Source organism: Bradyrhizobium genosp. P, from assembly GCF_049949265.1.
Classification (GTDB): domain Bacteria; phylum Pseudomonadota; class Alphaproteobacteria; order Rhizobiales; family Xanthobacteraceae; genus Bradyrhizobium.
In genome coordinates this window covers 5038069-5064036 of the sequence record NZ_CP188195.1, presented here as the reverse complement: position 1 = coordinate 5064036, position 25968 = coordinate 5038069, and the positions used below count along the sequence as shown (strand labels likewise).

Here is a 25968-nt window from a genome sequence, read left to right as displayed (position 1 = left end):
CGCCCTCACACGACCCCGTCGGCGATCAGGTCTGACGAATGAAGTCCGCGATCAAGCTGCCGACAGCCTCCGGGGCGTCCTCAAAACAGTAATGCCCAACACCCGCAAGGCGCCTCACCGGTGCGGCCGGAAAGATCTCGGAAAACAGCGGCAGGAACTGCTCTCCCTGGAGCGTGCGGTCCGCCTCGCCCCAGATGGCGAGCCCGGGCTTGCCGCGGATCGCACGATCGGCGGCGGGATCGGGCGTCTCGAATTGGTGCGCGCCGGTTGCAAAACCCTTCGCCCATCCGATCGCGCCCAGGCAGTCCGCCGGAGTCGCGAACGGCGCGCCGTAGGCCGCGAGCCACGCATCGGCGATGACGGCGTTGTTCTCAAAGCCGTTGAGTTTGAGCGTGCTCAGGATGTTGAAGCCGAGCTGCCCGAGCACCGGATCGAGGTCACCGCTTGCCGCAGCCTTTGCGATCCACTGAAACCACGGCGAGACGAGCGCATTGGTCGTCAGCCGATCGAACAGATCCTTCTGGCCGAACGGCGTCGGCCCGTTCGCCGAGATGACGCGGCGGATACGATCGGGACGCCGGGCCGCCAGCCCCATGCCGACCGGGCCACCGAAATCATGCATCACGAGAGTGATATCGGTGAGGTCGAGCGCAAGAACGAACGTCTCCAGATTATCGATGTGGTCCTGCAGCCAGTAGCTCCGATGCGCCGGCGTCTCGCTCTTGCCGAAACCCATGTGATCCGGAACGACCACACGGTGGGTTGTGCTCAAGATCGGGATCAGGCGACGAAACAGATAACCCCAGGTCGGTTCGCCGTGCAGGCAGAGCACGACCTCGCAGTCCCGCGGCCCCTCGTCGGCATAGTGCATCTGGAAGCCGGGAGCTCGGGTGAAATGCGGCGCGAACGGAAACGTGCCGTCGAATGTGGCTTCGGATGGGATCATGGCGGCTCTCACGGTGAGTGGTTTTAATTTGAAACCGCCATCTACTGCTTGAGGTTTTAGTTTGCAACCGATATTTGTCGAGGACGGTGGCAACCGGCTGGCCGTCACGGAGGGCAGTCAGAACTCGAAACGAGCAACGGCAGGCGGATCGCAATGGCCAAGAGAGTGAGCCACAAGGACTCCCTATGCGGCGTGGCACGGCCGCTCGACGCAATCGGCGACTGGTGGTCGCTGCTGATCGTGCGAGATGCCTTCGATGGACTGCGACGATTCGGGGAGTTTCAAAAGAGCCTGGGGCTTGCCAAGAACATCCTCTCGGCCCGGCTCCGTAATCTCCTGGCACATGGCATCATGGAGACGGTGCCTGCTCCCGACGGCGGCCCCTACCAGGAGTACGTGCTGACCGAAAAGGGACGCGGCCTGTTTCCCCTCCTTGTCGCGCTCCGGCAATGGGGCGAGGACTTCTTCTTCGAGCCTGACGAGGCGCATGTGCTGCTCATCGACAAGAAAGCCGGCCTGCCGGTCCGACGGCTGGAGCTTCGTGCGCAAGACGGACGCATCCTCGGCGCCGAGGATACATTCGTGCGTTTGCCGCCGGCATCGTCCGAGACGGAAAAACATTCGGCGTGATCACCGCGCACGTTTCCGTCGACAACCAAATATTAACCCTCGTTGCCGCAGGCTCCAGCCGTGGAGGGTTCGACCAATGCAGACATTCCGGATTTCGCTGAGTGATGGAACGCGGAAATTCCACACGGTGATTCAGGCCCCCGATTCAGCGTCCGCGCACATCAAGGCCACCTATTTCTTCGACACGTCGAAGTGGCGGATTTTGAGCGTGTCGCTCACCGGCGCGGTGGCGGCGTAGCCGCGTTCGCCGCCAGCGCAGACTGCCCGGCCAAGTTCCGCCCCCTGCATCATTTACGAGCAGCGAACATCGTGCTGTTCCCGGCACCCTGACCATGTTGGCTGATGACAGCCCCCGCCTTCCGTGCGCTACAATGTCGCGCGCCAAGGTGCGGGAGGTGTGGTGATGCCGAGAAAGGGAATTACGGGACACGACGAGTGGGTGGTGACCGAGGCCTTGTCCACGGCCCTGGTTGCGCTCGAGCAGCTTCCGCCGAAGCATCAGCCGCGCGCGCATATGGATGATGTCCGGAAGCTCCTGACGGCCAGATGCGAGGCCGGCGCCGTCACACTTCATCTCGCACAGGCCAAGTGCAGGCTATTCCCCGACACCAATCCCCTCGCCATCTACGAGGAATACGGCCTCAAGGATGGCCAGGGCTAGCGATCCGCGTTCAGCTTCGCACTCGGGTGCGAACCTGCCGTCAGGTGCCTGAGCCCGCGGTCTCGCTGAAGAACTTCTCGAACTTGCCGTCCACGCCCTGGAAGTCGTCGGCATCCGCGGGCGGCTCCTTCCGGTCGGAGATGTTCGGCCAGAGGCCTGCGAATTTGGCGTTGAGCGCGAGCCAGGGCTCGAGCCCCTGCTTGGTGTCCGGCTTGATCGCGTCAGCCGGACATTCGGGCTCGCACACCCCGCAGTCGATGCACTCGTCGGGATGGATCACGAGCATGTTCTCGCCCTCGTAGAAGCAATCGACCGGACACACCTCGACGCAGTCGGTGTATTTGCACTTCACGCAGGCTTCGGTGACGACATAGGTCATCTCAGGTGCCCGCCCTCGCCTTCCGGGCGGCGATCTGCTGCAACGCCCAGCGCGAGTTCTTGCGCACTTCAGGATCAGTGTCGCCCGCGACCAAAGCAAGGTACGGCTCGCCGGCGGGGTCAGCGATCTCACCGAGCGCAGCTGCCGCCTCCTTACGCAGATTGGCCTGCTCGTGGGTGATGCAGCCACCGATCGGACGCACCGCGCGGTCGATCTTCATCTTGCCGAGGCTGCGGATCGATTTCAGGCGCACCTGCCAGAATCCGTCCGCGAGGGCCTCGATCAGCTGATCTGCGGCGATCGAACCGTTGGCGTTGAGCCCCAAGGTCTCGGCCGCCATCTCGCGCACCATCCAGTCGTCATCCTTGAGCGCTCGGGTGATCGACTCGGCCGCGGATTTCATCTGCGAGAAGGCCAGCGCGCTGACTGCCGCGCGCCTGACATGGGCGTCGGGGTCGTTGATCGACGCGGTCAGCGCCGGAATCGACTCCTCCAGCTTGAGGAAGCCAATCACGCCGATTGCCTGGACGCGCACGGCGGCGTCGCTATCCTGCAGTGCCTCGAGCGCGGGCTTCAGCGTGTCCTTGCGCCGCAGTTCCTTTAAGCTTCGCAGTGCGCCCATCCGGACGAAGGCGTGGCTGTGCCTGACCAGCGGCAGGATGGCGTCCGCACAGACCGGGTCTTTCAGCTCGGCCAGGCTGTCGGCCGCGGCTGATGCCACGATTCTTTCAGGGTCGACCAGTAACTGCACCAGCGCGATTGCGCTCTCCGGCCCGTCGAATTCACCGAGCGCCATCGCCACCTGCTGGCGCACGCCGGCATCCGGATCGGAGACCATGCCGGCGAGATGCCCGACGGCGGCCGGATCCCCGGAATGGCCGAGCGCGATGATCGCAACGCGCCGCTCGGCCGGGTCCGCGGCCTGCAGCCGCTCGTCGGCATCGTCGAGGTCGTCGTAGGATTCGAACGGGCTCGACATGATCACCTCAACAGATAGGGAATGTTGACGGTCACGGCGCCGGTCGGGCAGTCCGCTTCGCAGGGCATGCAGTACCAGCACTCGTCATAGGCCATGTAGGCCTTGCCGGTCATGTCGCTGATGCGGAGCACGTCGAGCGGGCAGACGTCGACGCAGACGGTGCAGCCCTTGTCGGCAATGCATTTGGCGTCGACGACGACGACGGGCACCGAGGTCTGATAGGTTGCAAGCGGCATCGTTCAATCTCCTGTCGGTTTGGGCTGACGTCACGCGGTGGCGCGGATGCGCTGCTTGTCGTAGAGGTCCTTCTCGTCATCCGCGATCGGCACCACATAAGGCTGCACGTCACGTTTCTCACTGGTCATACGGCCGTCCCTCTTGCTCAGCAGCGTGTGGCAGAACCAGTTCTCGTTGTCCTTCTCCGGAAAATCCGTGCGCAGGTGATAGAGGCCCCAGCGGCTTTCCTCGCGGTAGAGCGAGGCATGTGCCGCCATGTCGGCGCAATCCAGGATCGATTGGGTCTCCAGCGCGCGCAGCAGTTCGTGGGAGTTGCGCGCGATCATGCGCTGCTCCATGTCGTCACGCACTTCGGCGAGGCGGCGCTGACCGAGCTCGAACTTGCGGGTGACTTTCGGCGGCTGCAGATAGTCGTTCACCAGCCGGCGCGCCTTGTACTCGATCTGGTTCGGCGGGATGCCGTCGTCGCGTTTGGTCGGTGCCATCACGCGGTCGCGCTCGCGTACGACATCGGCAGCATCGAAATCCGCGAAGTCGTGATTGTCGGCGAACTCCATCGCATCGGTGCCCGCGACCGCGCCGTTGGTGAAGGCGCCGAGCATGTAATTGTGCGGCACGCTCGCCATGTCGCCGGCGGCGTAAAGGCCCGGCACGGTGGTGCGGGCGAAATCGTCGACAAAGACGCCGGAAGCACTGTGGCCGGAACAAAAGCCGATTTCGGAGATGTGCATTTCGATCGACTCCTTGCGGTAGTCGTTGCCTCGTCCCTTCTGGAACAGGCCACGCGTCGGTCGCTCGACCTTGTGCAGCGTCGATTCGATCTCCTCGATCGTCTTCTCGTGCAAATGGTTGAGTTGCAGGAACACCGGTCCCTTGCCGGACAACAGCTCGTTGTAGAATTCGAGCATCATCTGGCCCGACCAGTAATCGCACTCAATGAAACGCGAGCCCTCATTATTGGCGGTATAGGCGCCGAACGGGCCGGCCACATAGGCGCAGGCCGGGCCGTTGTAGTCCTTGATCAGCGGGTTGATCTGGAAGCATTCGAGGTTCGCGAGCGCGGCGCCCGCATGATAGGCCATCGCGTAACCGTCGCCGGAATTGGCCGCGTTCTCGTAGGTGCCGAACATGTAGCCCGACGTCGGCAGACCGAGACGGCCGGCCGCGCCCATGCAGAGGATCACGGCCTTGGCCTTGATCACCAGCAATTCGGCGGTCCGTGTGTTGACGCTGATCGCGCCGGCAACGCGGCCATCGCTCGAAGTCAGCAGGCGCGTTGCCATGTAGCGGTTGGAGATCAGGATGCGCGCGCGGCGGAGTTGCCGGTACAATGCCTTCTTCACGGTATCGCCATTCGGCATCGGTAGCACATAGGTGCCGATGTGGTGCACCTTCTTGACCGCGTAGTCGCCGTTCTCGTTCTTGAGGAAACGGATGCCGAAGCTGTCGAGCTCCTCGATGATCCCGTAGCAGTTCTGTGCGTATTTATAGACCGCCTTCTGGTCGACGATGCCGTCGTTGGCAATGGTGATTTCCTTGGTGTACTGCTCAGGCGTCGCGTAGCCGGGAATGACGGCGTTGTTCAGCCCGTCCATGCCCATCGAGATCGCGCCGGATCGCTTGACGTTCGCCTTCTCGAGCAGAACGACGTTGGCCTTCGGATTCTTCAGCTTCGCCTTCAACGCCGCCATCGGACCGGCGGTGCCGCCGCCGATCACCAGCACGTCGCAGGAAACCTCCGACATTCCATCGACTATCTCGTCCATTGCCATCATCAGCTCCTGGTTCGCAACGTGGCAGCAGCTTTGTTCAGCGTTGCCTCGTGCGATAGCAATTAGTTGTCACTGACGAGAGAATGGCGAGGTTTGGTTCAATTGATCAATTCGGAGCCAGCCGGTTGAACAACAAAACAGCAAGTTCGGTTCGCGTGTTCGGGGCGCGCGAAGTGAGTTTGTCCTCCGCACCATGAGTCTCATGGCCTGTCGTTCTCCACGATTGGTCCGCCGCAACCGAGTCCTTGTTATTTGAGTCCTGTGCGCAATTAGTTGCTATCGCAGCAGTCGCTCCTCTCCTATTTTGTGCGCGTGGAGATGATGACGATGACGGTGGCACCGACTTTGACAGGCTATGAGGTCAGTCCCGAGCTGGATTCGTTGTCCATGGCCACATCTCTTGGCGAGAGCGTCACGCTGTCGGCGGAAACATTGCGGACAGCCTGCAAGTGCGCACATTGTCTTCGCGCCCGCTTTGACGACCGCTTCCCTCTGGGTTTTCCGGGCCTCGCCATCGTCGAGGTGGCCGATCTCGGCTACGGATTGAACATCGCCTTCTCGGACGGCCATAACCGCGGGATCTATCCGAAGAGCTACCTTCTCGATCTCGCCAGCCTTTGATTTCGCTGGCCTTTCAGCCGTCTTCCTAGTTCGCGTTGAGGTGGTTCGCCCCCTTTGGTCTGGCATGAAGCTTGCTGCTCTTTGGATCAATTCCAGATGATCCGGAGGCAGGTCATGTTGCTCCAGGCAGCCAATGCTATCAGCGGCGGCGTGCCCCCCGGCACCGCCAAAACACCCGGCGGCACCTCGCTGCTGCTCACCGAGAATCAGCAGGCCATCGGCGGCCCGCCACCGCTGATGGATAAGCTGACGCTGCGCGAACGTGAACTCGTGCTCAAGTCGGGCCGCCGCAAGGTGCTCAATCGCGGACAGACCTTGTTCAGCCAGGGCGCCAAGCATGACGGCATCTATCTGATCGAGAGCGGCCGCGTCCGCGTGTTCTACATCTCGCCGCTCGGGCGCGAGATCACGCTGGCCTATTGGCATGTCGGAAACTTCGTTGGTGGGCCGGAAGTGTTCGAGGGCGGCACGCATCAATGGTCCGGCGTTGCCGCCAGCAATTGCGCCGTCGTGCAGCTTCCGGGACGCGAGCTGCGGACGCTCGCCGCCGAAATCCCCAATCTGGCAATCGGTCTGATCGAGGGTCTGACATTCAAGGGCAAATGCTATTCGGCGCTCGCCCAGATGCTGGGAACGCGTTCGATCACCCAGCGCCTGGCGCATCTCCTGCTGCACCTGATGGACCTCTATGGCGTCGAGGATCCCGATGGCAGGCTGATCGCAGCGGCCTTCACGCACGCGGATATCGCCCACATGGTCGGTGCCACCAGGCAATGGGTCACGATCAGCCTGAAGCGGATGCAGGACAAGCAGGTCGTGCTGACCAAGCGTTCGCAGATCGTGGTCTGCCGGCCCGATGTGCTGGAGGAGATGCGCGGTCAGGCGGCAGACTAACTCCTGTGCTCATCCGATTGGCGTCCTGCAGCAAATCTGCCCAACAGGTGTGCATCGGCCCTTTCCCGGCAACTAATCGACCGTGAGGACAAGTCCGCGTTTGCCCAGATCACCGGGTCAACCAATCATGGCGGCATCAGCATATCCAACCGAGCGAGGATGAGAATGCTCCGCCATGTACCAGCACGCGCGATCGCGCTGTCGGCGACCGCCCTGGCCCTGATGTTTGCCGGCCCCGCGGCCGCGGAGACCGTCACCATCGGGATCGGCACCCAGGACACCACGACCAATACGGTGACCACGGGCGTCGTGATCCGGCAACTGCATCTGCTCGAGAAATACCTGCCGACGTCAGGCAAATACGCCAACATCAAGTTCGAACTGGAATGGCAGAACTTCACCTCCGGTCCGCCCGTCACCAACGGCATGATGGCCAACAAGTTGCAATTCGGCGCGATGGGCGACTATCCGCTCGTCGTCAACGGCTTCACCTTCGAGAACAATCCGGAGAGCAAAAGCCGCCTGATCGCGGTCGCCGCCTACAGCATGTCGGGCTCGGGCAATGGCATCGTCGTCCACAAGGATTCGCCCTACTACGAACTGTCCGATTTGAAGGGCAAGCTGGTCAGCGTTCCCTTCGGTTCGGCGGCGCACGGCATGGTGCTGAAGGCGATGCAGGACCGCGGCTATCCGTCCGATTTCTTCCAGCTTGTCAGCCAGAGCCCTGAGGTCGGTTCGACCAATCTGCAGGAAAAGAAGATCGACGCGCATGCCGACTTCGTTCCGTTCGCCGAGCTGCTGCCGTTCCGTGGCTACGCGCGAAAAATCTTTGACGGCGTCGAAACCAACCTGCCGACCTGGCATGGCGTGGTCGTGCGCTCCGACTTCGCCGAAAAATATCCGGAGGTCGTGGTTGCCTACATCAAGGCAATCATAGCGGCCAATCAGTGGCTGCGCGCAGACCCGAAACAGGCTGCCGAGAAGATCCAGGAGTGGACCGGTATCAACAAGGAAGTAGTCTACATCTTCCTCGGCCCGAGCGGCAACATGACGACCGATCCGACCATCAAGCCGGCCTTGATCGATGCCGCCGCGACCGACGTAAAAGTACTGCAGAATCTGGGGCGCATGAAGGAGTTCGATCCGAAGAAATGGGTCGACGATTCCTACGTCCGCAAGGCCTATGCCGAGTTGAAGCTCGACTACGACGCGCAGCTCGCCAGCACGCAGAACTATGAGCTTTCAGGTGAGGACACCTTCTGCAAGAAGCCGGTCACTGAACCGCGCAAATCCGGCGAGGTCTGGGTCGATGGCGAAGGCATCCTGCCGTTCTCCAGCGCCAGTTGCACGCTCGGCGCCTATGCTGACTTCAAGGCCAAGGGCAAGAAGATCAACGTTACCTACGTCTTCGACACCACACGCGGAATCAAGCTGTTCGCCGACCAGGCCTTCTTTGCGGTCGGCGGCGGCGACATTGCGCCGTTCCTCCTGAAGAAGGACGCCGAAGCCTATGCCGCCAAGAGCGGCGGCAAGGTCCTGGGATTCGAGGACGCGGTGAAATCGGCGGTCGGCGGAGGCAAGACGTGAGCAGCAGCCCCGCACTTGTCCGCCAGGAGGAACCCGCCGTGGTTACGGCGACTGCGACGGAGCCGCCGGCTCCAGCGCCCGTTGCCGCCACGGCCAGCATGGGCGTGCTCGCCGGCCGCTGGTACCGGCTTAACAGGGATCGGATCCGCGCGACGTTGATCGGCATCGCGTCGCTCATGGTGTTCCTGCTCGCGTGGCATCTCCTGACCAAATACCGCGTCGTGTTCTTCGTCCGTTTCACCAACGTGCCCTCGCCGCTCGCCGTCTATGACAGCTTCGCCAGAGCGATCCACGAGCCCCAATTCCTGATGCACATCGTGCTGAGTTGCCGTCGCATCCTGCTCGGCTTTTCGCTGGCCGCGCTGGTCGGCGTGCCGCTTGGTCTGGTGATGGGCCGCTTCAAGCTGGTGCATGAGGTAGTCTTCCCGGTCTCGGAAGTGTTGCGTCCGATTCCCGCGATTGCCTGGGTGCCGATGGCTATCATGCTATGGCCGACCAACGAGCAGAGCATCATCTTCATCACGTTCCTCGGCTCGTTCTTCCCGATCCTGGTCAACACACTGCACGGCATGACGCTGGTCGATCCGGTGCTGGTGCGGGCCGCGCGGTGCCTCGGCGCGAAGGAGGCCTCAATCTTCCGCGAGGTCTATTTCCCAGCCTCGCTGCCGCACATCTTCACCGGGCTGACGATCGGCATGGGCGTCGCTTGGGTCTCGCTGATCGCCGCCGAGATGATCTCCGGCCAATACGGCATTGGCTACTTCACCTGGGAAGCGTATTCGCTGGTCCAGTATCCCGATATCGCACTCGGCATGATCGCGATCGGCGTGCTTGGGCTCGCGTCGAGTTTGCTGATCCGGGCCGTTGGACGGCTCGCTATGCCCTGGGGGCGCACATGAGCGAGATTGAGACCAGACCCGTCCGTGGTCGCATCGAGGTCAAGAACTTTGCGTTGAGCTACGAGACGCTCGACGGCTCCGTCGCGGCAGTCACCAACACGGATATCCATGTCAATCCCGGCGAGTTCGTCTCGATCGTGGGTCCCTCGGGCTGCGGCAAGTCGACGTTCCTGAACGCGGTCGCGGGCTTCCTGAAGCCGACCGAAGGCACCATCACGGTCGATGGCGAGCCGGTCAAGGGACCGAGCGCGGAGCGCGGCATGGTGTTCCAGCAATATTCGCTGTTCCCATGGAAGACGGTGCGGGAAAATGTCGAATTCGGCCTGAAAATGCGCGGCATGGAACGGTCGCAGCGCGAACGCGCGGCACGCACCCTGCTCGGGCTTGCCGGCCTTGAGGCGTTCGAGAAGCACTATCCGGAGCGGCTGTCCGGCGGCATGAAGCAGCGCGTCGGCATCGTCCGCGCGCTCGCAACCGGACCCAAGGTGTTGCTGCTGGATGAGCCGTTCGGCGCACTCGACGCGCAGACGCGCGTCATCATGCAGCAGATCCTCACCAACATGTGGCAGCGGCTGAAGATCTCGGTCTTGTTCGTCACCCACGACATCGACGAAGCGATCTTCCTGTCCGACCGCGTCTACTGCATGACGGCGCGTCCGGGCTCGATCAAGGCCGAGATTCCGATTCCGCTGGAACGGCCGCGGCAACAGTCGATGATGATGTCCTCGGAATTCCTCGCCTTGCGGCGCGGGCTGATGTCGCTGATCCGCGAGGAAAGCCTTAAGGCAATGGGCGGCGAGATCAGCGATCTCGGCATGCAGGGCCTCAACATCGAGCTGCATGGCCAGTCACTGGCCGACGTGATCTAGGCATCGGCGACGCCGCTGGGGTTCGTCTAATTGTGGCTGATGCGCCAGATCGTGCCGTTGCCGTCTTCCGAGACAAGCAGCGCGCCGTCGTGTGCCACGGTAATGCCGACCGGACGTCCCCAGACCTTATTGTCGGCGACGACGAAGCCGGTGACGAAATCCTCATATTCTCCGGTCGGCGCGCCAACCTTCATGCGGATGCGGATGACCTTGTAGCCGGTCCGCTTGGATCGATTCCACGAGCCATGCTCGGCCGCGAAGGCATCGCCGCGGTAGTCGGGCGGAAAGTTGCTTCCGGTGTAGAAGGTCAGGCCGAGCGAGGCCGAGTGTGGCTGCAACAGAACGTCGGGGATCGTCACCTTGTCCTTCAGGTCGGGACGCTCGCCGACATGTGCAGGATCTTCGTTGGCGCCGATGTAGTACCACGGCCATCCGTAGAACGCGCCTTCGCGCACGCGCGTTACATAGTCCGGCACCAAATTGTCGCCGCGGCCGTCGCGCTCGTTGGTCGAGCACCATGGCGTGCCGGTCCCGGGCTGGATCGCCAGTCCCACGCAATTGCGGATGCCAGTCGCGAACAGTTTCTGTTTCTTGCCGTCGGGATCGAAGCTGAGCACGGCGGCGCGATCGGTTTCAGAGCCCCAGGCGGCGCCGAGCGCGCGATCACGGGTCCAGGCTTCGATGCCTTCGGCCGGCCGGCCCAGCCCCTCGCCGGCGTTACCGGCGGAACCGACCGATACCAGCATCCGCTTGTCGTCAGGCGTGAACACGATGTCGCGCGTGGAATGGCCGTAGCCGTGCGGAAGATTGGCAACGATCGTCTCCGGTTTCCCCGACGCCTTGAGGTCGCCGTTGCGATAGGCGAAGCGGACGACGCTGTCCGTGTTGGCGACGTAGAGCCATTGCGGATTGTCTCCGCTCGGGAAGAACGCAATACCGAACGGCTTGTTCAAGCCGCCGGCGTAGATTTCGTTGGTTACCGGTTTGATGGCGCCGTCGGCGCTGCGCAAAATGCGGATGCGGCCGGGCCCGGTTTCAGCGACAAAGATGTCTCCGTTCGGCGCGGTGCGCATGATCCGCGGGCCGCTGAGCCCCGCAGCAAACAGCTCGATCTTGAACCCTGCCGGCACCTGCGGAACGGCGGATTCCGGTCTCGGCACGACGCGAGACGCATTGCTGCTGGAGGCCGTGGCGCCGGGCTTCGGCAAGTCTTGCGGCGTGATCAACCTGATGGTGCCAGGCTTGTCGCGCTGCCAGTCGCCAAAGGCCTCCGTGCCCTTCAACACCGGCTCGGCACTCGACCGCCCGATGGCCAGCACAGCGAGCGCGATGACGAAAATGCTCGTGCCCGCAAAGCTCAGTCCTCGCATGCTGGTTCTCGCGCGATTGCGTCGTCGTTGCGGCCGTTGGTAGCGCAGATTTGCCGCCGGCTCCCTTCACAATGTCGTCTGCGGCTTAATGTCCTCGTGGAGGCGCCGTCCGCGGCGTTCGCTCGAGGATGGCAAGCGCTGGTGTTGACCTCTTAACCGCGAGGTCCAATGCTCGATTGCAGTTAAATGAGATCGCTACACGGCTCGGGAACTGTGCCCAGGCTGGCGCTCAGGTTTTGCCAGATCGCGGTAGGTCGCGCCTTCCGGGATGGCGGCCTTGAGAGGAACGGTCAGGCGGCAGATCAGACCTTCTGTCCGCCAATCGAAATCCGCCTGTCCGCCAAGCTGCGTCTCGATGCTCGCGATGACGCTTCGTGTGCCGAACCCCTTTTGCGTCGGCTTGGTCACCTTGGGGCCACGGGATTCCACCCAAGCCAGGATCAACGTTTCGTCCTGCACTTCCCAGGTGATCGCGAGCCGGCCTGGCAATGCTGACAGGCTGCCATATTTGGCGGAGTTGGTGACGAGCTCGTGCAGCGCCAATGCCAACGTTTGCGCAGTCGCGGGCTGTAACTGCACCTCGCCACCCTCGATCTGGATCTGCCCGGCCTCGAAATAGGGCGCGATTTCCTCGGTCACCAGCCGCCGGATCTCGGCGCCCTGCCAGCTCGACAGCGACAGCACGGTATGGACCCGTGCCAGTGCGGTAATGCGCCCTTCGACCGCCTGCACATAGGCGTTCATGTTCTGCGCGCGTGTCAGCCGCACGATTGATTGCGCGAGCGCAAGCGCGTTCTTGGCGCGATGATCGACTTCCCGGGTCAGGAGGCTCTGGCGCTCTTCGGCTCGCTTGCGCTCGGTGATATCGACGGTCACGCCGCTCACCCGCACCACCTTGCCGTTCCTGTCGCTGGTGGCCGCGGCCGTCCCGACGCACCAGCGGACTTCGCCATCCGGCCGCATCACCCGGAATTCGGCTTCATATGACGTCATGCCGTGGCCAAAGCCGGCCCAGGCCTGCCGAAGTTCGTCAACGTCCTCGGGGTGAAACAGCCGCTGGATATTGTCGGACGATAGTTTGAAGGACTTGGGATCGACGCCGAAGATCCTGTACTGGCCCTCGTCCCACATCCAGTCACCGTTGACCCAGTCCCAGTCCCACGACCCCATCTTGCCCGCCGCGATCGCCATGCTGCGACGGGCTTCACTTTCGACGAGGCGCGTGGTCGACTGCTCGAGCTCGGCGGTGCGCGCACGCACGCGATCTTCAAGCTCGGCGTTGAGACGCTCCAGTTGGCGGGTCTTGCGGTAGAGTTCGGCGAACACGCGGATCTTGGCGCGCAGCACTTCCGGTACGACCGGAACCGGAACATAGTCGACGGCGCCCATCTCATAGCCGCGAAGCCGGTCGATATCGCTGACCTGGATCGCCGAGATGAAGATCATCGCGGTTTTCTGGAAACGCGGATGCTCACGGATCATCGCCGCGAGCTCGAAGCCGTCGAGCTCGGGCATGCAGACGTCGACCAGGATGACCGCGACTTCGTTCTTGAGCAGGAATTCGAGCGCGTCGCGGCCCGACGATGCGACGACAAGGTTCTCGCCGAGCTCCTTCAGGATGACCTCGTAAGCCAGCAGCTTGGCCGGCTGATCATCGACCAGAAGAATGTTGATCTTTTCGTGGTCCATCATTATCGATCGCCGATCAGCGGTGAAGCCACATGCGGATGGCGAGCAGCAGTTGCTCGGTGTTGACGGGTTTTGCCAGATAGTCGGATGCGCCCGCCTCCAGGCATTTCTCGCGGTCGCCCTTCATCGCCTTCGCCGTCAGCGCAATGATCGGCAGCCGCGCAAACGCTGAGTTCTGCCTGATCGCGCCGATGGTCTGGTAACCGTCCATCTGCGGCATCATGATGTCCATCAGGACGATCGCGATCCTCGAATTGGACTCGACCAGTGAGATCGCCTCGTGACCGGTTGTCGCAGTCAGCACTTTCATACCGCGCCGCTCCAGCACGCTGGAGAGCGCGAAGATGTTGCGGGCGTCGTCGTCGACCAGCAGTGCCGTCTTGCCAATGAGATCCTCGTCGGAACTATTGAGCTTTTCCAGCATCCTCTGTTTTTCGACGGGCAATTCCGTGATCACACGGTGCAGGAACAGTGACGTTTCATCGAGCAGCCGTTCCGGCGATTCAACGCCCTTGACGACGATGCTCCGCGCCATGGTGTGAAGTTCCGCATCCTCCTCCGCCGAAAGTTCCCGTCCCGTGAACACCACGACAGGAACATTCGAAAGCGTGTCGTCCTTGCGAATATGGTCGAGCACCTCGAAACCGCTCATGTCGGGCAATCGCAGATCGAGCACGACGCAATCACAGGGATGTTCGCGCAGCGTCGTCAATGCCCCTGCTCCGGTGTCGCTGGTGAGGATCTCGATGTCCGCGTGTCCGAGCAGTTCCCTGATGCTGAGCTGTTCCGCAGCATTATCCTCGACGATCAGCAGGCGCTTGCGGCGCGGCCTCGCGTATTCCTTGATCTGCGAGAGCGCCGCGCTGACGCCTTCGGTCGTGGTCGGCTTGTTGACGAAGGAGAACGCACCGCGAGCCAGCGCGTGCTGCCGGTCTTCGTCGAGGGTGATGATCTGGACCGGAATGTGACGGGTCAGCGGATTGTGCTTGAGCTGGCTCAGCACCGTCCAGCCGAGCATGTCAGGCAGGAACACGTCCAGCGAGACCGCACTCGGCTGGAACTGCTTGGCGAGGTCGAGCGCCTCCCCGCCGTGGTTTGCAACCAGCACCTTGAAGCCCTTGTCACGTGCCAGATCGACCAGAACCCGCGCATAGTGTGGATCGTCCTCGACGATCAACAGAAGTGTGTCACCGGGTTCGAGATCGAGCCGGTCGTCCGCCAGCTGCTCGATCACGCGCTCCTGCGTGGACGACGCCTGCAGCGACGGGGCCGCCGTGTGCGGCATTGCCATCGACGAGGCCTGCGGACGAAGCGCCACGGTCGGTCCGGAATATTTCAGCGGCAGGTATAGCGTGAACGTGCTGCCCTTGCCGGGCGCGCTGCGCAGATGGATCTCGCCGCCGAGCAGGCTCGCGAGTTCGCGGCTGATGGCAAGGCCAAGGCCGGTGCCACCGTATTTGCGGCTGGTGCCGGCATCGGCTTGCTGAAACGCCTCGAAGATCAGCTTCTGCTTGTCCTGGGGAATGCCGATGCCGGTATCCGTCACCTCGAAGGCCACGACCGCGGGCGCGGTGTTGAGAATCGGATGCTCGGCGCTCCACCCGCCGATGGCGCCCGACACGGTCATCTTCACGCCGCCCTCGGCCGTGAACTTGAACGCGTTCGACAACAAGTTCTTGAGCACTTGCTGCAGCCGCTTGGAGTCGGTGACCATGCTGCGCGCGAGGTTGCCGTCGACATCAATGCCGAACGAGAGATGGCGGTTCTCCGCCTCGTGCCGGAACGGCCGCCCCACCGTCTCGAGCAGGCTCGACGTGAGGATCTCCTCTGCGTCGACCGTCACGGTGCCCGACTCGATCTTGGAGAGATCGAGGATATCGGTGATCAGGTTGAGCAAGTCGGTGCCAGCGCCATGAATAGTGCGGGCGAACTCGACCTGCTTGCCGGTCAGATTGCCATCGGCGTTTTCGGTAAGCTGCTGGCCGAGGATCAGGATCGAATTCAGCGGCGTCCGCAGCTCGTGCGACATGTTGGCGAGGAACTCGGACTTGTATTTCGATGTCAGCGACAACTCGGTCGCCTTCTCTTCCAGCGCGCGACGCGCCTGTTCGATTTCCTGGTTCTTGCGTTCGACGTCGACGTTGCGCTCAGCGAGCTGCTGGGCCTTCTGCTCGAGCTGATCGTTGGTCTGCTGCAGTTCCTTCTGCTGGGTCTGAAGTTCGCCGGCGAGCTGCTGCGACTGTTTGAGCAGAGCTTCGGTCTGCATCGTCGCCTCGATGCTGTTGAGTACGATGCCGATGCTGTCGGTCAACTGTTCGAGGAAGGTGATTTGCGACGTCGTGAAGGACGCGATCGTGGACAGCTCGATCACGGCCTTGACCTGGGTCTCGAACAGCACCGGAAACACGACCAGATTCTTCGGCATGACCCGTATCAACGCCGAATTGATCGGCACGGCATCGCCGGGAATGTCCGAGACGAAGCGCTGGCGCTTGTCGAGCGCGCATTGCCCGATCAGCCCCTCGCCAAACTGCACGATCTGCGGATGCGGATTGGTGGTGTCATTGGCGTAGGCCGACAGCAGCCGCAGTTGCGGACTCTCCGGATTGTCGACCTGATAGATCACGCCCATATGGGCGTTGATCAGTGGCGCAAGCTCGGTCAGCAGCAAGCGGCCCACGGTCGCGAGGTCGCGCTGTCCCTGAAGCATGTTGGTGAAGCGCGCCAGATTGGTCTTCAGCCAGTCCTGCTCGGTGTTGCGCTCCGTGGTGAGACGGAGGTTGCCGATCATGGTGTTGATGTTGTCCTTGAGCTCCGCCACCTCGCCACGGACGTCGACCTGGATCGATCGCGTCAGGTCGCCCTTGGTCACGGCGGTCGCCACTTCCGCGATGGCGCGTACCTGGGATGTCAGGTTCGCCGCAAGCAGGTTGACGTTGCCGGTCAGGTCCTTCCAGGTGCCGGCCGCGCCGGGCACATTGGCCTGACCGCCGAGCCGGCCCTCGACGCCCACTTCGCGCGCCACGCTGGTCACCTGGTCGGCGAAGGTCGCAAGCGTCTCCGTCATGTTGTTGATGGTGTCGGCGAGCGCGGCCACCTCGCCCTTCGACTTCACTGTTAGATTTTGCTTCAGGTCGCCGTCGGCGACCGCGGTCACCACCTTGACGATGCCGCGCACCTGCTCGGTCAGGTTGGCCGCCATCACGTTGACGGTGTCGGTCAGGTCTTTCCAGGTGCCCGCGACGCCGGGCACCTCGGCCTGTCCGCCGAGCTTGCCTTCGGTGCCGACCTCGCGCGCGACACGGGTGACCTCGCCGGCGAAGGCGTTGAGTTGGTCCACCATGGTGTTGATGGTGTTCTTCAGCTCGAGGATTTCGCCCTTCACGTCGACGGTGATCTTGCGCGACAGGTCGCCGCGCGCCACGGCCGTGGTGACCTCGGCGATATTGCGGACCTGTGTGGTGAGGTTGGCCGCCAGCAGGTTGACGTTGTCGGTCAGGTCCTTCCAGGTGCCGCCGACGCCAGGCACTACCGCCTGACCGCCCAGCCGGCCCTCGGTGCCGACCTCGCGCGCCACGCGCGTCACTTCGGCGGCGAACGAGCGAAGCTGCTCGACCATCGTATTCAAGGTGTCCTTGAGCAGCAGGATCTCGCCGCGCACGTCCACCGTGATCTTCTTGGACAGGTCGCCGCCGGCGATGGCGGTCGCGACCTCGGCGATGTTGCGGACTTGCGCCGTCAGGTTCGAGGCCATGAAGTTGACGTTGTCGGTGAGGTCTTTCCAGGTGCCGGCCACACCGGGCACCTCGGCCTGTCCGCCGAGCTTGCCTTCGGTGCCGACCTCACGCGCGACGCGCGTCACCTCGCCGGCGAAGGCGTTGAGCTGATCCACCATAGTGTTGATGGTGTTCTTCAGCTCGAGGATTTCGCCCTTCACGTCGACGGTGATCTTGCGCGACAGGTCGCCGCGCGCCACGGCCGTGGTGACCTCGGCGATGTTGCGGACTTGCGCCGTGAGGTTGCCGGCCATGGAGTTGACGCTGTCGGTCAAATCCTTCCAGGTGCCGGCGACGCCGGGCACATTGGCCTGGCCGCCCAGTCGTCCCTCGGTGCCGACCTCGCGCGCCACGCGCGTCACCTCACCCGCAAAGCGGTTGAGCTGGTCCACCATCGTGTTCAGCGTTTCCTTCAGCTGAAGGATCTCGCCGCGGACGTCGACCGTGATCTTGCGAGACAGGTCGCCGCCGGCGATGGCGGTCGCCACTTCCGCGATATTGCGGACCTGCGCTGTCAGGTTACCCGCCATCGAGTTGACGCTGTCGGTCAGGTCCTTCCAGGTGCCGGCCACGCCGGTGACCTGGGCCTGGCCACCCAGCTTGCCGTCGGTGCCAACCTCGCGCGCCACGCGCGTCACTTCGCCGGCGAAGGCGTTGAGCTGGTCGACCATCGTATTGAGGGTCTCCTTCAGCTGAAGGATTTCGCCCGACACATTCACCGTGATCTTCTTCGACAGGTCGCCCTTCGCCACGGCGGTCGCGACCTCGGCGATGTTGCGCACCTGACCGGTCAAGTTCGAGGCCATCGAGTTGACGCTGTCGGTCAGGTCTTTCCAGGTGCCGGCCACGCCGCGCACCAGCGCCTGGCCGCCGAGCTTGCCTTCGGTGCCGACCTCGCGCGCCACGCGCGTCACCTCGCCGGCGAAGGCGTTGAGCTGGTCCACCATCGTGTTGATGGTGTCCTTGAGCTCGAGGATTTCGCCGCGGACGTCGACCGTGATCTTCTTGGACAGGTCGCCGCCGGCAACCGCCGTCGTCACCTCGGCGATGTTGCGGACCTGCGCGGTCAGGTTCGACGCCATTGAGTTGACGCTTTCGGTCAAATCCTTCCAGGTGCCGGCGACGCCGAGCACGTTGGCCTGGCCGCCAAGCTTGCCTTCGGTGCCGACCTCGCGCGCCACGCGCGTCACTTCGGAGGCGAAGGCGTTGAGCTGGTCGACCATCGTGTTGAGCGTTTCCTTCAGTTGAAGGATCTCGCCCGACACGTTCACGGTGATCTTCTTTGACAGGTCGCCGCCGGCGATCGCGGTCGCGACGTCGGCGATGTTGCGGACCTGCGCGGTCAGGTTCGAGGCCATGAAGTTGACGTTGTCGGTCAAGTCCTTCCAGGTGCCGGCCACGCCGGGGACCTGGGCCTGGCCGCCGAGCTTGCCCTCGGTGCCGACCTCGCGCGCCACGCGCGTCACTTCCGAGGCAAAGGAATTGAGCTGGTCCACCATCGTGTTGATGGTGTCTTTCAACTCGAGGATTTCGCCGCGCACATCGACCGTGATCTTGCGCGAGAGGTCGCCGCGCGCCACCGCCGTGGTCACGTTGGCAATGTTGCGCACCTGAGCGGTCAGGTTGCCGCACATCGCGTTCACGGAGTCGGTCAGATCCTTCCAGGTGCCGGCCACGCCGGGCACGATCGCCTGGCCGCCGAGCTTGCCGTCGGTACCGACCTCGCGCGCCACGCGCGTCACTTCCGAAGCGAAGGAGCGAAGCTGATCGACCATCGTGTTGATGGCCTCCTTCAGCTGCAGGATTTCGCCGCGGACGTCGACCGTGATCTTCTTGGACAAGTCGCCATTGGCGACCGCGATCGTGACCTCGGCGATGTTGCGGACCTGGCCGGTCAGATTATTGGCCATCGAGTTCACGCTCTCGGTCAGGTCCTTCCAGACGCCGGTCACTTCCGGCACCTGGGCCTGGCCGCCGAGCTTGCCTTCGGTGCCGACCTCGCGCGCCACGCGCGTCACCTCGGAGGTGAACACCGAGAGCTGCTTGATCATCGTGTTGACGATGTTGGCTGACTGCAGGAATTCGCCGCGCAGCGGCCTGCCCTCGACATCGAGCTGCACGGTCTGCAGCAGGTCGCCCTGCGCCACCGCGGCGACCGCACGGGTGACCTCGCGGGTCGGCCACAGCAGATCGTCGATCAGCGTGTTGACCGAGCTTTCCATGTCGGCCCAGGAGCCGCTGGCGAGCCCGAAGTTGACGCGCTGGCGGGTCTGTCCCTCGCGGCCGACGACCTGGCCGACGCGCGCGAGCTGCTGGGCCATCCGCTCATTGGCGGCGGCGATCTCGTTGAAGGCGTCGGCGATCTTGCCCTCGACACCGAGATAGTCGCCGCGCATGCGAACCGAAAAATCGCCCGCGCGCATCGCCTGCAGCGACTGCAGCAGGTCCTGCGAGGAATTGGCATTTCCGTTATTTCCGTTTGGTGGTTTGGCGCGGCGACCTTCGGTGCGAGCGCGCGGTGCGGAGCCGAGATCGGTCATGGAAATTCCCCTGCACACCGGAGGCGAATCTGCAAACTCGCGCGAACCGGCAAAACCATAAGAATGACTGCCCGTGATCTAATCAAGCGAGAAATCGGTATGAATGATCTCGATGAAAGCCGAACAGGACATAACCACGGTCGAACGATAAAGTTCCAATTCGGTGGAACTTTATCGCGCGATCGAGTTTAGCAGCGACGTGGCCAGGTTCGCCGGACCAGATGTACCCGCTCGATCCGGCCGCACTCACCGCAGCGGTACTGAAGGATGTCCTTGCCCTCGCTGTCGGGGGAGCAGGCTTCGAGCCGCATCGTCACGCTGCAGCCGATGCAGGACATCAGCGTCAGGAGCGGACTGCGATCGTCATTCATCGATGGCCGCGTTGGAGCGGTCGGATCGGCGATCATTGCGTTGGACAGTGCAATGGAGTTCGACGGCTTACCCAGAGGCAATGCCGATCCCGCGCCTCGGTTCCCGATCGGAAACCGCGGTAATGCCGGCCGATGCGACGTGGCGCAACTCTTGATTGCAGTTTGTGCGGTCAGAGCCGGACGTTGGTGCGGCTCGGCCCGGACTTGTCTTTGTTCGGCGTCGTCTTCGCGACGGGACGCTCCGCATGGCTTCGGCTCAGGCGTTCGCGGACGGTCGGCAGCCGATCGCCGCCGCCGGCGGCCTTCCAATGGCCGATCAGTTCGGCGACCTCAGCCCGCATCGCCATCAGCCGATACGATGCCTCGCTGCAGTCGAGGTCGTGATTAATCTGATCCCGGATCGCAGCCTCGATCAAGGTCATTTCGGCCCGCAAAGCGCTGATCTTGCGTCGAATTTCATTGATCTTGTTGTCCATGGCGTGTTAGAACAAAAATAGAACATATTGTCAATACAACATAGGACCAACGAGGTGAACCATGAGCATGGCAGCGGTGAAATTCGGCGGGGTTGCGGAGCGTCTCGGCGGGCAGATGACCCGTGCCCAGGCCGCCCGGCTAAGGAGCCTCGCCGAGGAAGCCTACCAGCCCAGGCAGTATGCGCGCGACCTGACATTCGAGGAAGCCGAGCGGCGGATCAGCGCCCTGAAGGCGGAGATCGCACTGGCGTACTCGTTCTGAAGCGCCTACGCCACGGCCGCGGGCAGCGTCTGCCCCGGGGGGCATCACGTGCTGGAACTGGAGAGGCGATCGCCGCTTGCGTTCTCGATCGCATTGAAGAATGGGCGGACGCTTGAGACGGTCGGTGACGCTGCGGACTATTTGTCCGCGCTGAACGCGGACCAGCGCGAACGGTCGCACTGGAAGACCGCAATTATGATGTTCAACAACGCCATGCGCGAGGCGCGCTACCTCAAGATCGCAACCATGAACCTGAGGTCGGCTTTGCTCTACGATCGGCTGCTCGACGACGGCGGCCTCTGACTGTGGTGTTGCTGCTACAGCCGAATCGACCGCCGTTTCGTATGGCCGTTTTCGTCATGGCCGCAAACAAGGTAACGGCGGTACACATCACGGCTCGAAGCTGATCGCGCTTCTGCCGCCATCTGGGGCCGCCTCGGAGGGCCAAGGCGGCCCATTTCTTTGTGAGTCATTCAGAGCAGCTTGGCGCGGACGAACAGCATGCGCAGTGCGTTGGTCGCCTGCACCGTCAGCATGGCGTCGCCGGCCGCCCGCTCGAGCGCGCTGACGGCATCACCGTGCAAGGTCCGGAACTCCATCCACTCGACCGCGCTGAGATTGGTGATGAAGCGATAGGCCTGGCCTACGGTCGCAAGCGTCGCCGTCTCGCCGTTCAGCCGCAGCTTGAATGTCGCCTTCAGCGGCGTGTCGGAAGTGGATACATCACCCATGGCGCGGTTGTGCCGCGCGCCACGTTAATGTCAATCTAATTTCTGCGTCCCACGCCGGCGCATCGGTCCCAATCGCCGCCATGTCTGTTAGCTTCATGTCTGTTAGCGTCAGGCGGGGGTGATTCGTGCCTGATATTGCCAACACAACCTATCTGGATTCGCTCAATCCCGAACAGCGCCGCGCGGTCGAGCACGGCGTCGGGACGGAGGGAACCATTGGCGCGCCGCTGCTGGTGATCGCGGGCGCAGGCTCGGGCAAGACCAACACCCTCGCCCACCGCGTCGCCCATCTAATTGTCGCCGGCGCCGATCCGCGCCGCATCCTGTTGATGACTTTCTCGCGGCGCGCCGCCGCCGAAATGTCGGGTCGCGTCGAGCGCATCGCGCGGCGCGTGCTCGGCGACAAGGCCTCGGTGATGACGGATGCGCTGAATTGGGCCGGCACGTTTCACGGTATCGGCGCGCGGCTGTTGCGCGAATTCTCAGAGCGCATCGGGCTCGATCCCGCCTTCACGATCCACGACCGCGAAGACTCCGCCGATCTGATGAATCTGGTCCGCCACGACCTTGGCTTCTCCAGAACCGAAAGCCGGTTTCCGACCAAGGGCAGCTGCCTTGCGATCTATTCGCGCTGTGTAAACACGGAAATGCCGATCGAAACGGTGCTGGGCCAGTTCTTCCCCTGGTGCGCGGGCTGGGCCAGCGAATTGAAGCAACTGTTCGCAACTTACGTCGAGACCAAGCAGCAGCAGAACGTGCTCGATTACGACGACCTCCTGCTCTACTGGGCGCAGATGGTCACCGACGCAGCCCTGGCGGAGGAGATCGGCGGCCGCTTCGATCACGTGATGGTCGACGAATATCAGGACACCAACCGGCTGCAGTCCTCGATCCTGCTGGCGCTCAAGCCCGCCGGCCGCGGGCTCACCGTGGTGGGCGACGACGCGCAGTCGATCTATTCCTTCCGCGCCGCGACCGTGCGCAACATCCTCGACTTTCCCAATCAATTCAGCCCGGCCGCCGAGATCGTCACGCTCGACCGCAACTATCGCTCGACCCAACCGATCCTGTCGGCCGCCAACGGCGTGATCTCGCTTGCCAAGGAACGCTTCACGAAGAACCTGTGGACCGACCGTGCCTCGACCCGCCAGCCGCAGCTCGTCGCGATCCGTGACGAGGCCGATCAGGCCCGCTACGTGGTCGAGCAGGTGTTGGCCAATCGTGAGGAAGGTGCGCTGCTGAAGCATCAGGCGGTGCTGTTTCGCACCTCCTCGCACAGCGGAGCGCTGGAGGTCGAACTGACTCGCCGCAACATCCCGTTCGTGAAATTCGGCGGCCTCAAATTCCTCGACGCCGCGCATGTCAAGGACGTGCTGTCGCTATTGCGCTTCGTCGCCAATCCGCGCGACCGCGTTGCCGGTTTTCGCGTCCTGCATCTGCTGCCGGGAGTCGGTCCGGCCTCGGCGCAGCGCGTGCTCGACCGCATGGCGGAGGCCGCCGATCCGATCGCCGCGCTCGCCTCGCTGCCCTCGCCGCCCCGCGCCGGCGATGACTGGCGGCTGTTCGTGCAGGCGATCGAAAACCTCCGCTATTCGGAATGGCCCGTCGACATCGAACGCGCGCGGCTGTGGTACGAGCCGCATCTCGACCGCATCCACGAGGACAGCGAGGTCCGCCGCGCCGACCTGATCCAGCTTGAGCAGATTGCCGCGGGTTATTCGTCGCGTGAGCGCTTCCTTACCGAGCTCACGCTCGATCCGCCGGACGCGACCAGCGACCAGGCCGGCGTGCCGCTGCTGGACGAGGACTACCTGATCCTGTCGACGATCCACTCCGCCAAGGGGCAGGAATGGAAGTCCGTCTACGTGCTCAATGTCGTCGACGGTTGCATGCCGTCCGATCTCGGCGCCGGCACGTCAGCGGAACTCGAAGAGGAACGACGCCTGCTCTATGTCGCCATGACACGCGCCAAGGACGATCTGCACCTTCTGGTGCCGCAGCGCTTCTTCGTCCATGGCCAGGCCGCCAGGGGCGATCGCCACATGTACGCCGCGCGCACCCGTTTCATCCCGGACCGGCTGCTGCCGATGTTCGAGCGCACCACCTGGCCTCGCGCGTCCGCCTCAGGCCCCTCGTCGGCCAACCGCGCCCCACCGATCGACATCCGCGCCAGGATGCGCGGCATGTGGCGCTGACCTCCCTAAAAATTCGGAAGGCCGGAACGAACTTGCCGCGGCGGAGTTGAAGCGACGTTCGTAATCGGCAAACGGCCATCCCAGACGGCTCCAGCGCGTAATCCTGAGGACGCGCTGGAGCCGTCTTTTTGTTCGCCTGGCCGTTCCTGCCGGCCCGCTGATCTCAAGGCGTATCCACGAAACTGACGCCGATCCGGGTCTTCTTAGTCCAGATCACCCGGCACTCGTAGACTTCAGAGGCGTCATTCGCCGTCACCAGGCGAAAGCGATGGGGCACGAAAGCCGGGTTCTCGACTTCGATCGCGGCCCCTTCAGCCGAGATGTTCACGATGACGCAAGGCATGACCGAGCCACCCGACGAGACATAGCCGGGTTCGTTGACCTCGGTTCGCGGATGCTTGCGCTTCTCGTCCATCCCACCCAGCCCTCGAACGTCTTCGCGCAGGCTTGGCGACTGGCCCGGATTAGTCAACGGCTCCGGCCTATCGCGCCGGGCTTTCGCACCACGATTTGTGCGCGGCAGTAAGGCTGCGCCGTATCGTCCGCGCGCAGATGAGCCCCGCGCAAGCCCGGGCTTGCCGATCGCGACACCGGAAGGATAGCCTTGCCTGATCAGCGGTGCGGCGGCGCGACGCCCGCTCGGGACAAAAATGAACAGGCGCCGAGGGGAGACGCCATGTTCGAGATTCTCGATCGCCGGACGACTCTGACCGGGAACCAGATCAAGATCCTTGCTGCCGCCATCATCGGCGACGCGCTGGAATTCTTCGACTACTTCCTGATCGGCTTCGTGCTCGCCTTCCTGGTCGGGCCCTGGAAACTCACGTTCGGCCAGTCGGCCACGGTGCTGATGAGTTCCGGCGTCGGCGCGATCCTCGGCGCCTATCTCTGGGGCTGGCTTGCCGACCGGATCGGCCGCCGGATCGTGTTCATCGGCACGGTGCTGAACTTCTCGATCGCGACCGGCCTGCTCTATTTTACGCCCGACAATGGCTGGGTCTATCTGACCGTCCTGCGCTTTTTCGTCGGCACCGGGGTCGGCGGGCTCTATTGCGTAGACCTGCCGCTGGTCCAGGAGTTCATGCCCTCGCACAAGCGGGGCTGGGTCGGCGGGCTCGTCACCTGCGTGATCCCGCTCGGCGTCGGACTCGGCGCCGTGCTCGGCGGTACGATAGGGAGTGACCAATGGCGGCTGCTGTTTGCAATCGGGGTGTTGCCGTCGCTGCTGGTGCTGCTGGTTCGTCTGTGGGTTCCGGAGTCGCCGCGCTGGCTGTGCCGGCAGGGACGCTACGAGGAGGCCCGCAAGTCGCTCGCCTGGGCGCTGCAGATGCAGCCCTCCGAGCTGCCGCTGCCGAGCGCGGCCGATGCCGGTCCGATCATCAAGTCGAACTGGCTCGAGCTGTTCAAATATCCCCGCAGCCTGATCGTCTCCTGGCTTGGCAATGCCGGCGCACAGACCGGCGTCTACGGCATCACGCTGTGGGCGCCCTCGCTGTTCGTGCTGCTCCTCAAGGTTTCGCCGCAGGAAGCCTCCAGGATGATGGTCCTGCTCAGCATCTCCGGCTTCGTCGGCCGCATCTCGTTCGCCTATTTCTCGGAGCTGTTGGGACGCCGCACCGCCGGTGGCCTGCTCGGCTTCGGCGCGGGTGCGCTTACGATCATCGCCGGCTATCACTACGACACGACGCTGTTCGGCATGTCCGCCTTCTGGCTGCTGCTGGCTGCCGCGTTCTTCTTCGCCGATGGCGGCTTTGCGATCGTCGGCCCCTATGCGGCGGAGGTCTGGCCTTCGCATCTGCGTACCTCGGGCATGGGCTCGGCCTATGGCTTCGGCGGTATCGGCAAGATCATCGGTCCGGTCGGCCTTGCCCTGATCGTCGGCTCGAACAACTACCTCAAGCCGGACGTGCCGCTGACACAGATCCCGACCGCCTTCGTCTATCTCGGCTGCTGGTTCCTGATGGCGGGCGCCGTCTACTACTTCTTTGGCCTCGAGACCCGGGGCAAGTCGATCGAGCAGATCGACAAGGAACTGACCGGGGCCGCAGACGTCGTGGCCCCCGCGAAGGTCAAGCAAGCCTAGA

24 protein-coding genes are annotated in these 25968 nt (G+C 63.3%); 12 read left to right on the top strand and 12 right to left on the bottom strand.

Features of this window, described 5'->3' with window-relative positions:
• Positions 1-25 precede the first annotated feature (25 nt).
• Positions 26-946, bottom strand: coding sequence for an alpha/beta fold hydrolase (locus ACP2YO_RS24510; protein WP_426433676.1), 921 nt, complete (start codon positions 944-946; stop codon positions 26-28).
• Between the two features lie 153 nt (positions 947-1099).
• On the opposite strand from ACP2YO_RS24510, the gene ACP2YO_RS24505 reads away from it, so the two are divergent.
• The 3 genes from ACP2YO_RS24505 to ACP2YO_RS24495 all read left to right on the top strand — a co-directional run bounded on the left by ACP2YO_RS24505 (position 1100) and on the right by ACP2YO_RS24495 (position 2237).
• Positions 1100-1576 (top strand): winged helix-turn-helix transcriptional regulator, encoded by a 477-nt coding sequence (locus ACP2YO_RS24505; RefSeq protein WP_426433674.1) that lies wholly within the window; start codon positions 1100-1102, stop codon positions 1574-1576.
• Between the two features lie 76 nt (positions 1577-1652).
• On the top strand, positions 1653-1814 hold the full coding sequence (locus ACP2YO_RS24500) for a hypothetical protein (protein WP_426433672.1): 162 nt from the start codon (positions 1653-1655) through the stop codon (positions 1812-1814).
• 165 nt (positions 1815-1979) lie between these two features.
• A complete protein-coding gene (locus ACP2YO_RS24495) occupies positions 1980-2237 on the top strand; it encodes a hypothetical protein (protein ID WP_426433670.1) in 258 nt (85 codons plus the stop codon).
• A 40-nt stretch (positions 2238-2277) separates the two neighbouring features.
• Here ACP2YO_RS24495 and fdxA read toward each other — a convergent pair whose 3' ends face one another.
• From fdxA to ACP2YO_RS24475, 4 genes are read right to left on the bottom strand one after another with little or no spacing between them, the layout of a single operon-like run.
• Positions 2278-2616: a ferredoxin FdxA gene (fdxA, locus tag ACP2YO_RS24490; protein ID WP_426433668.1), complete on the bottom strand. Its 339-nt coding sequence runs from the start codon at positions 2614-2616 to the stop codon at positions 2278-2280.
• A 1-nt stretch (position 2617) separates the two neighbouring features.
• Positions 2618-3595: a HEAT repeat domain-containing protein gene (locus ACP2YO_RS24485; protein WP_426433666.1), complete on the bottom strand. Its 978-nt coding sequence runs from the start codon at positions 3593-3595 to the stop codon at positions 2618-2620.
• A gap of 2 nt (positions 3596-3597) precedes the next feature.
• Positions 3598-3831 carry a 4Fe-4S dicluster domain-containing protein gene (locus ACP2YO_RS24480; RefSeq protein ID WP_426433664.1) on the bottom strand — a complete coding sequence of 78 codons (234 nt, stop codon included), beginning with the start codon at positions 3829-3831 and terminating at the stop codon, positions 3598-3600.
• A 30-nt stretch (positions 3832-3861) separates the two neighbouring features.
• Complete coding sequence (locus ACP2YO_RS24475) at positions 3862-5604, bottom strand: fumarate reductase/succinate dehydrogenase flavoprotein subunit (protein ID WP_426433662.1); 1743 nt, start codon at positions 5602-5604, stop codon at positions 3862-3864.
• Positions 5605-5925: 321 nt separating this feature from the next.
• Between ACP2YO_RS24475 and ACP2YO_RS24470 the strand changes: the two genes are divergently transcribed.
• The 5 genes from ACP2YO_RS24470 to ACP2YO_RS24450 all read left to right on the top strand — a co-directional run bounded on the left by ACP2YO_RS24470 (position 5926) and on the right by ACP2YO_RS24450 (position 10474).
• On the top strand, positions 5926-6225 hold the full coding sequence (locus ACP2YO_RS24470; protein ID WP_426443305.1) for a gamma-butyrobetaine hydroxylase-like domain-containing protein: 300 nt from the start codon (positions 5926-5928) through the stop codon (positions 6223-6225).
• A 114-nt stretch (positions 6226-6339) separates the two neighbouring features.
• A complete protein-coding gene (locus ACP2YO_RS24465) occupies positions 6340-7119 on the top strand; it encodes a Crp/Fnr family transcriptional regulator (RefSeq protein WP_426433660.1) in 780 nt (259 codons plus the stop codon).
• Between the two features lie 165 nt (positions 7120-7284).
• On the top strand, positions 7285-8706 hold the full coding sequence (locus ACP2YO_RS24460) for an ABC transporter substrate-binding protein (RefSeq protein ID WP_426433658.1): 1422 nt from the start codon (positions 7285-7287) through the stop codon (positions 8704-8706).
• Between the two features lie 98 nt (positions 8707-8804).
• On the top strand, positions 8805-9605 hold the full coding sequence (locus ACP2YO_RS24455) for an ABC transporter permease (RefSeq protein WP_426443304.1): 801 nt from the start codon (positions 8805-8807) through the stop codon (positions 9603-9605).
• Positions 9602-10474 (top strand): ABC transporter ATP-binding protein, encoded by an 873-nt coding sequence (locus ACP2YO_RS24450; protein WP_426433656.1) that lies wholly within the window; start codon positions 9602-9604, stop codon positions 10472-10474. Before ACP2YO_RS24455 ends, ACP2YO_RS24450 begins: the two co-directional genes overlap by 4 nt.
• 26 nt (positions 10475-10500) lie before the next feature.
• On the opposite strand, the gene ACP2YO_RS24445 is transcribed toward ACP2YO_RS24450, so the two are convergent.
• The 5 genes from ACP2YO_RS24445 to ACP2YO_RS24425 form a co-directional block, all read right to left on the bottom strand.
• On the bottom strand, positions 10501-11844 hold the full coding sequence (locus ACP2YO_RS24445) for a PQQ-dependent sugar dehydrogenase (protein ID WP_426433654.1): 1344 nt from the start codon (positions 11842-11844) through the stop codon (positions 10501-10503).
• 195 nt (positions 11845-12039) lie between these two features.
• Positions 12040-13533 carry a sensor histidine kinase gene (locus ACP2YO_RS24440; protein ID WP_426443303.1) on the bottom strand — a complete coding sequence of 498 codons (1494 nt, stop codon included), beginning with the start codon at positions 13531-13533 and terminating at the stop codon, positions 12040-12042.
• Positions 13534-13549: 16 nt separating this feature from the next.
• Positions 13550-19732, bottom strand: a complete 6183-nt coding sequence (locus ACP2YO_RS24435) for a HAMP domain-containing protein (protein ID WP_426443302.1) — start codon at positions 19730-19732, stop codon at positions 13550-13552.
• A 305-nt stretch (positions 19733-20037) separates the two neighbouring features.
• The gene (locus ACP2YO_RS24430) at positions 20038-20220 is read right to left on the bottom strand and encodes a hypothetical protein (protein ID WP_426433652.1); all 183 of its coding nucleotides are present in this window, start codon (positions 20218-20220) and stop codon (positions 20038-20040) included.
• A 170-nt stretch (positions 20221-20390) separates the two neighbouring features.
• Positions 20391-20696 (bottom strand): hypothetical protein, encoded by a 306-nt coding sequence (locus ACP2YO_RS24425; RefSeq protein WP_426433650.1) that lies wholly within the window; start codon positions 20694-20696, stop codon positions 20391-20393.
• A 61-nt stretch (positions 20697-20757) separates the two neighbouring features.
• Between ACP2YO_RS24425 and ACP2YO_RS24420 the strand changes: the two genes are divergently transcribed.
• Positions 20758-20958: a DUF3072 domain-containing protein gene (locus tag ACP2YO_RS24420; protein WP_426433649.1), complete on the top strand. Its 201-nt coding sequence runs from the start codon at positions 20758-20760 to the stop codon at positions 20956-20958.
• Between the two features lie 48 nt (positions 20959-21006).
• A complete protein-coding gene (locus ACP2YO_RS24415; RefSeq protein WP_426433647.1) occupies positions 21007-21261 on the top strand; it encodes a hypothetical protein in 255 nt (84 codons plus the stop codon).
• A 170-nt stretch (positions 21262-21431) separates the two neighbouring features.
• Here ACP2YO_RS24415 and ACP2YO_RS24410 read toward each other — a convergent pair whose 3' ends face one another.
• Complete coding sequence (locus tag ACP2YO_RS24410) at positions 21432-21689, bottom strand: hypothetical protein (RefSeq protein ID WP_426433645.1); 258 nt, start codon at positions 21687-21689, stop codon at positions 21432-21434.
• Between the two features lie 125 nt (positions 21690-21814).
• On the opposite strand from ACP2YO_RS24410, the gene ACP2YO_RS24405 reads away from it, so the two are divergent.
• Positions 21815-23884, top strand: coding sequence for an ATP-dependent helicase (locus tag ACP2YO_RS24405; RefSeq protein ID WP_426433643.1), 2070 nt, complete (start codon positions 21815-21817; stop codon positions 23882-23884).
• A gap of 163 nt (positions 23885-24047) precedes the next feature.
• On the opposite strand, the gene ACP2YO_RS24400 is transcribed toward ACP2YO_RS24405, so the two are convergent.
• Complete coding sequence (locus tag ACP2YO_RS24400) at positions 24048-24299, bottom strand: PilZ domain-containing protein (RefSeq protein ID WP_426433641.1); 252 nt, start codon at positions 24297-24299, stop codon at positions 24048-24050.
• A gap of 261 nt (positions 24300-24560) precedes the next feature.
• On the opposite strand from ACP2YO_RS24400, the gene ACP2YO_RS24395 reads away from it, so the two are divergent.
• On the top strand, positions 24561-25967 hold the full coding sequence (locus tag ACP2YO_RS24395; protein ID WP_426433639.1) for an MFS transporter: 1407 nt from the start codon (positions 24561-24563) through the stop codon (positions 25965-25967).
• The last annotated feature ends 1 nt before the right edge of the window (position 25968 follow it).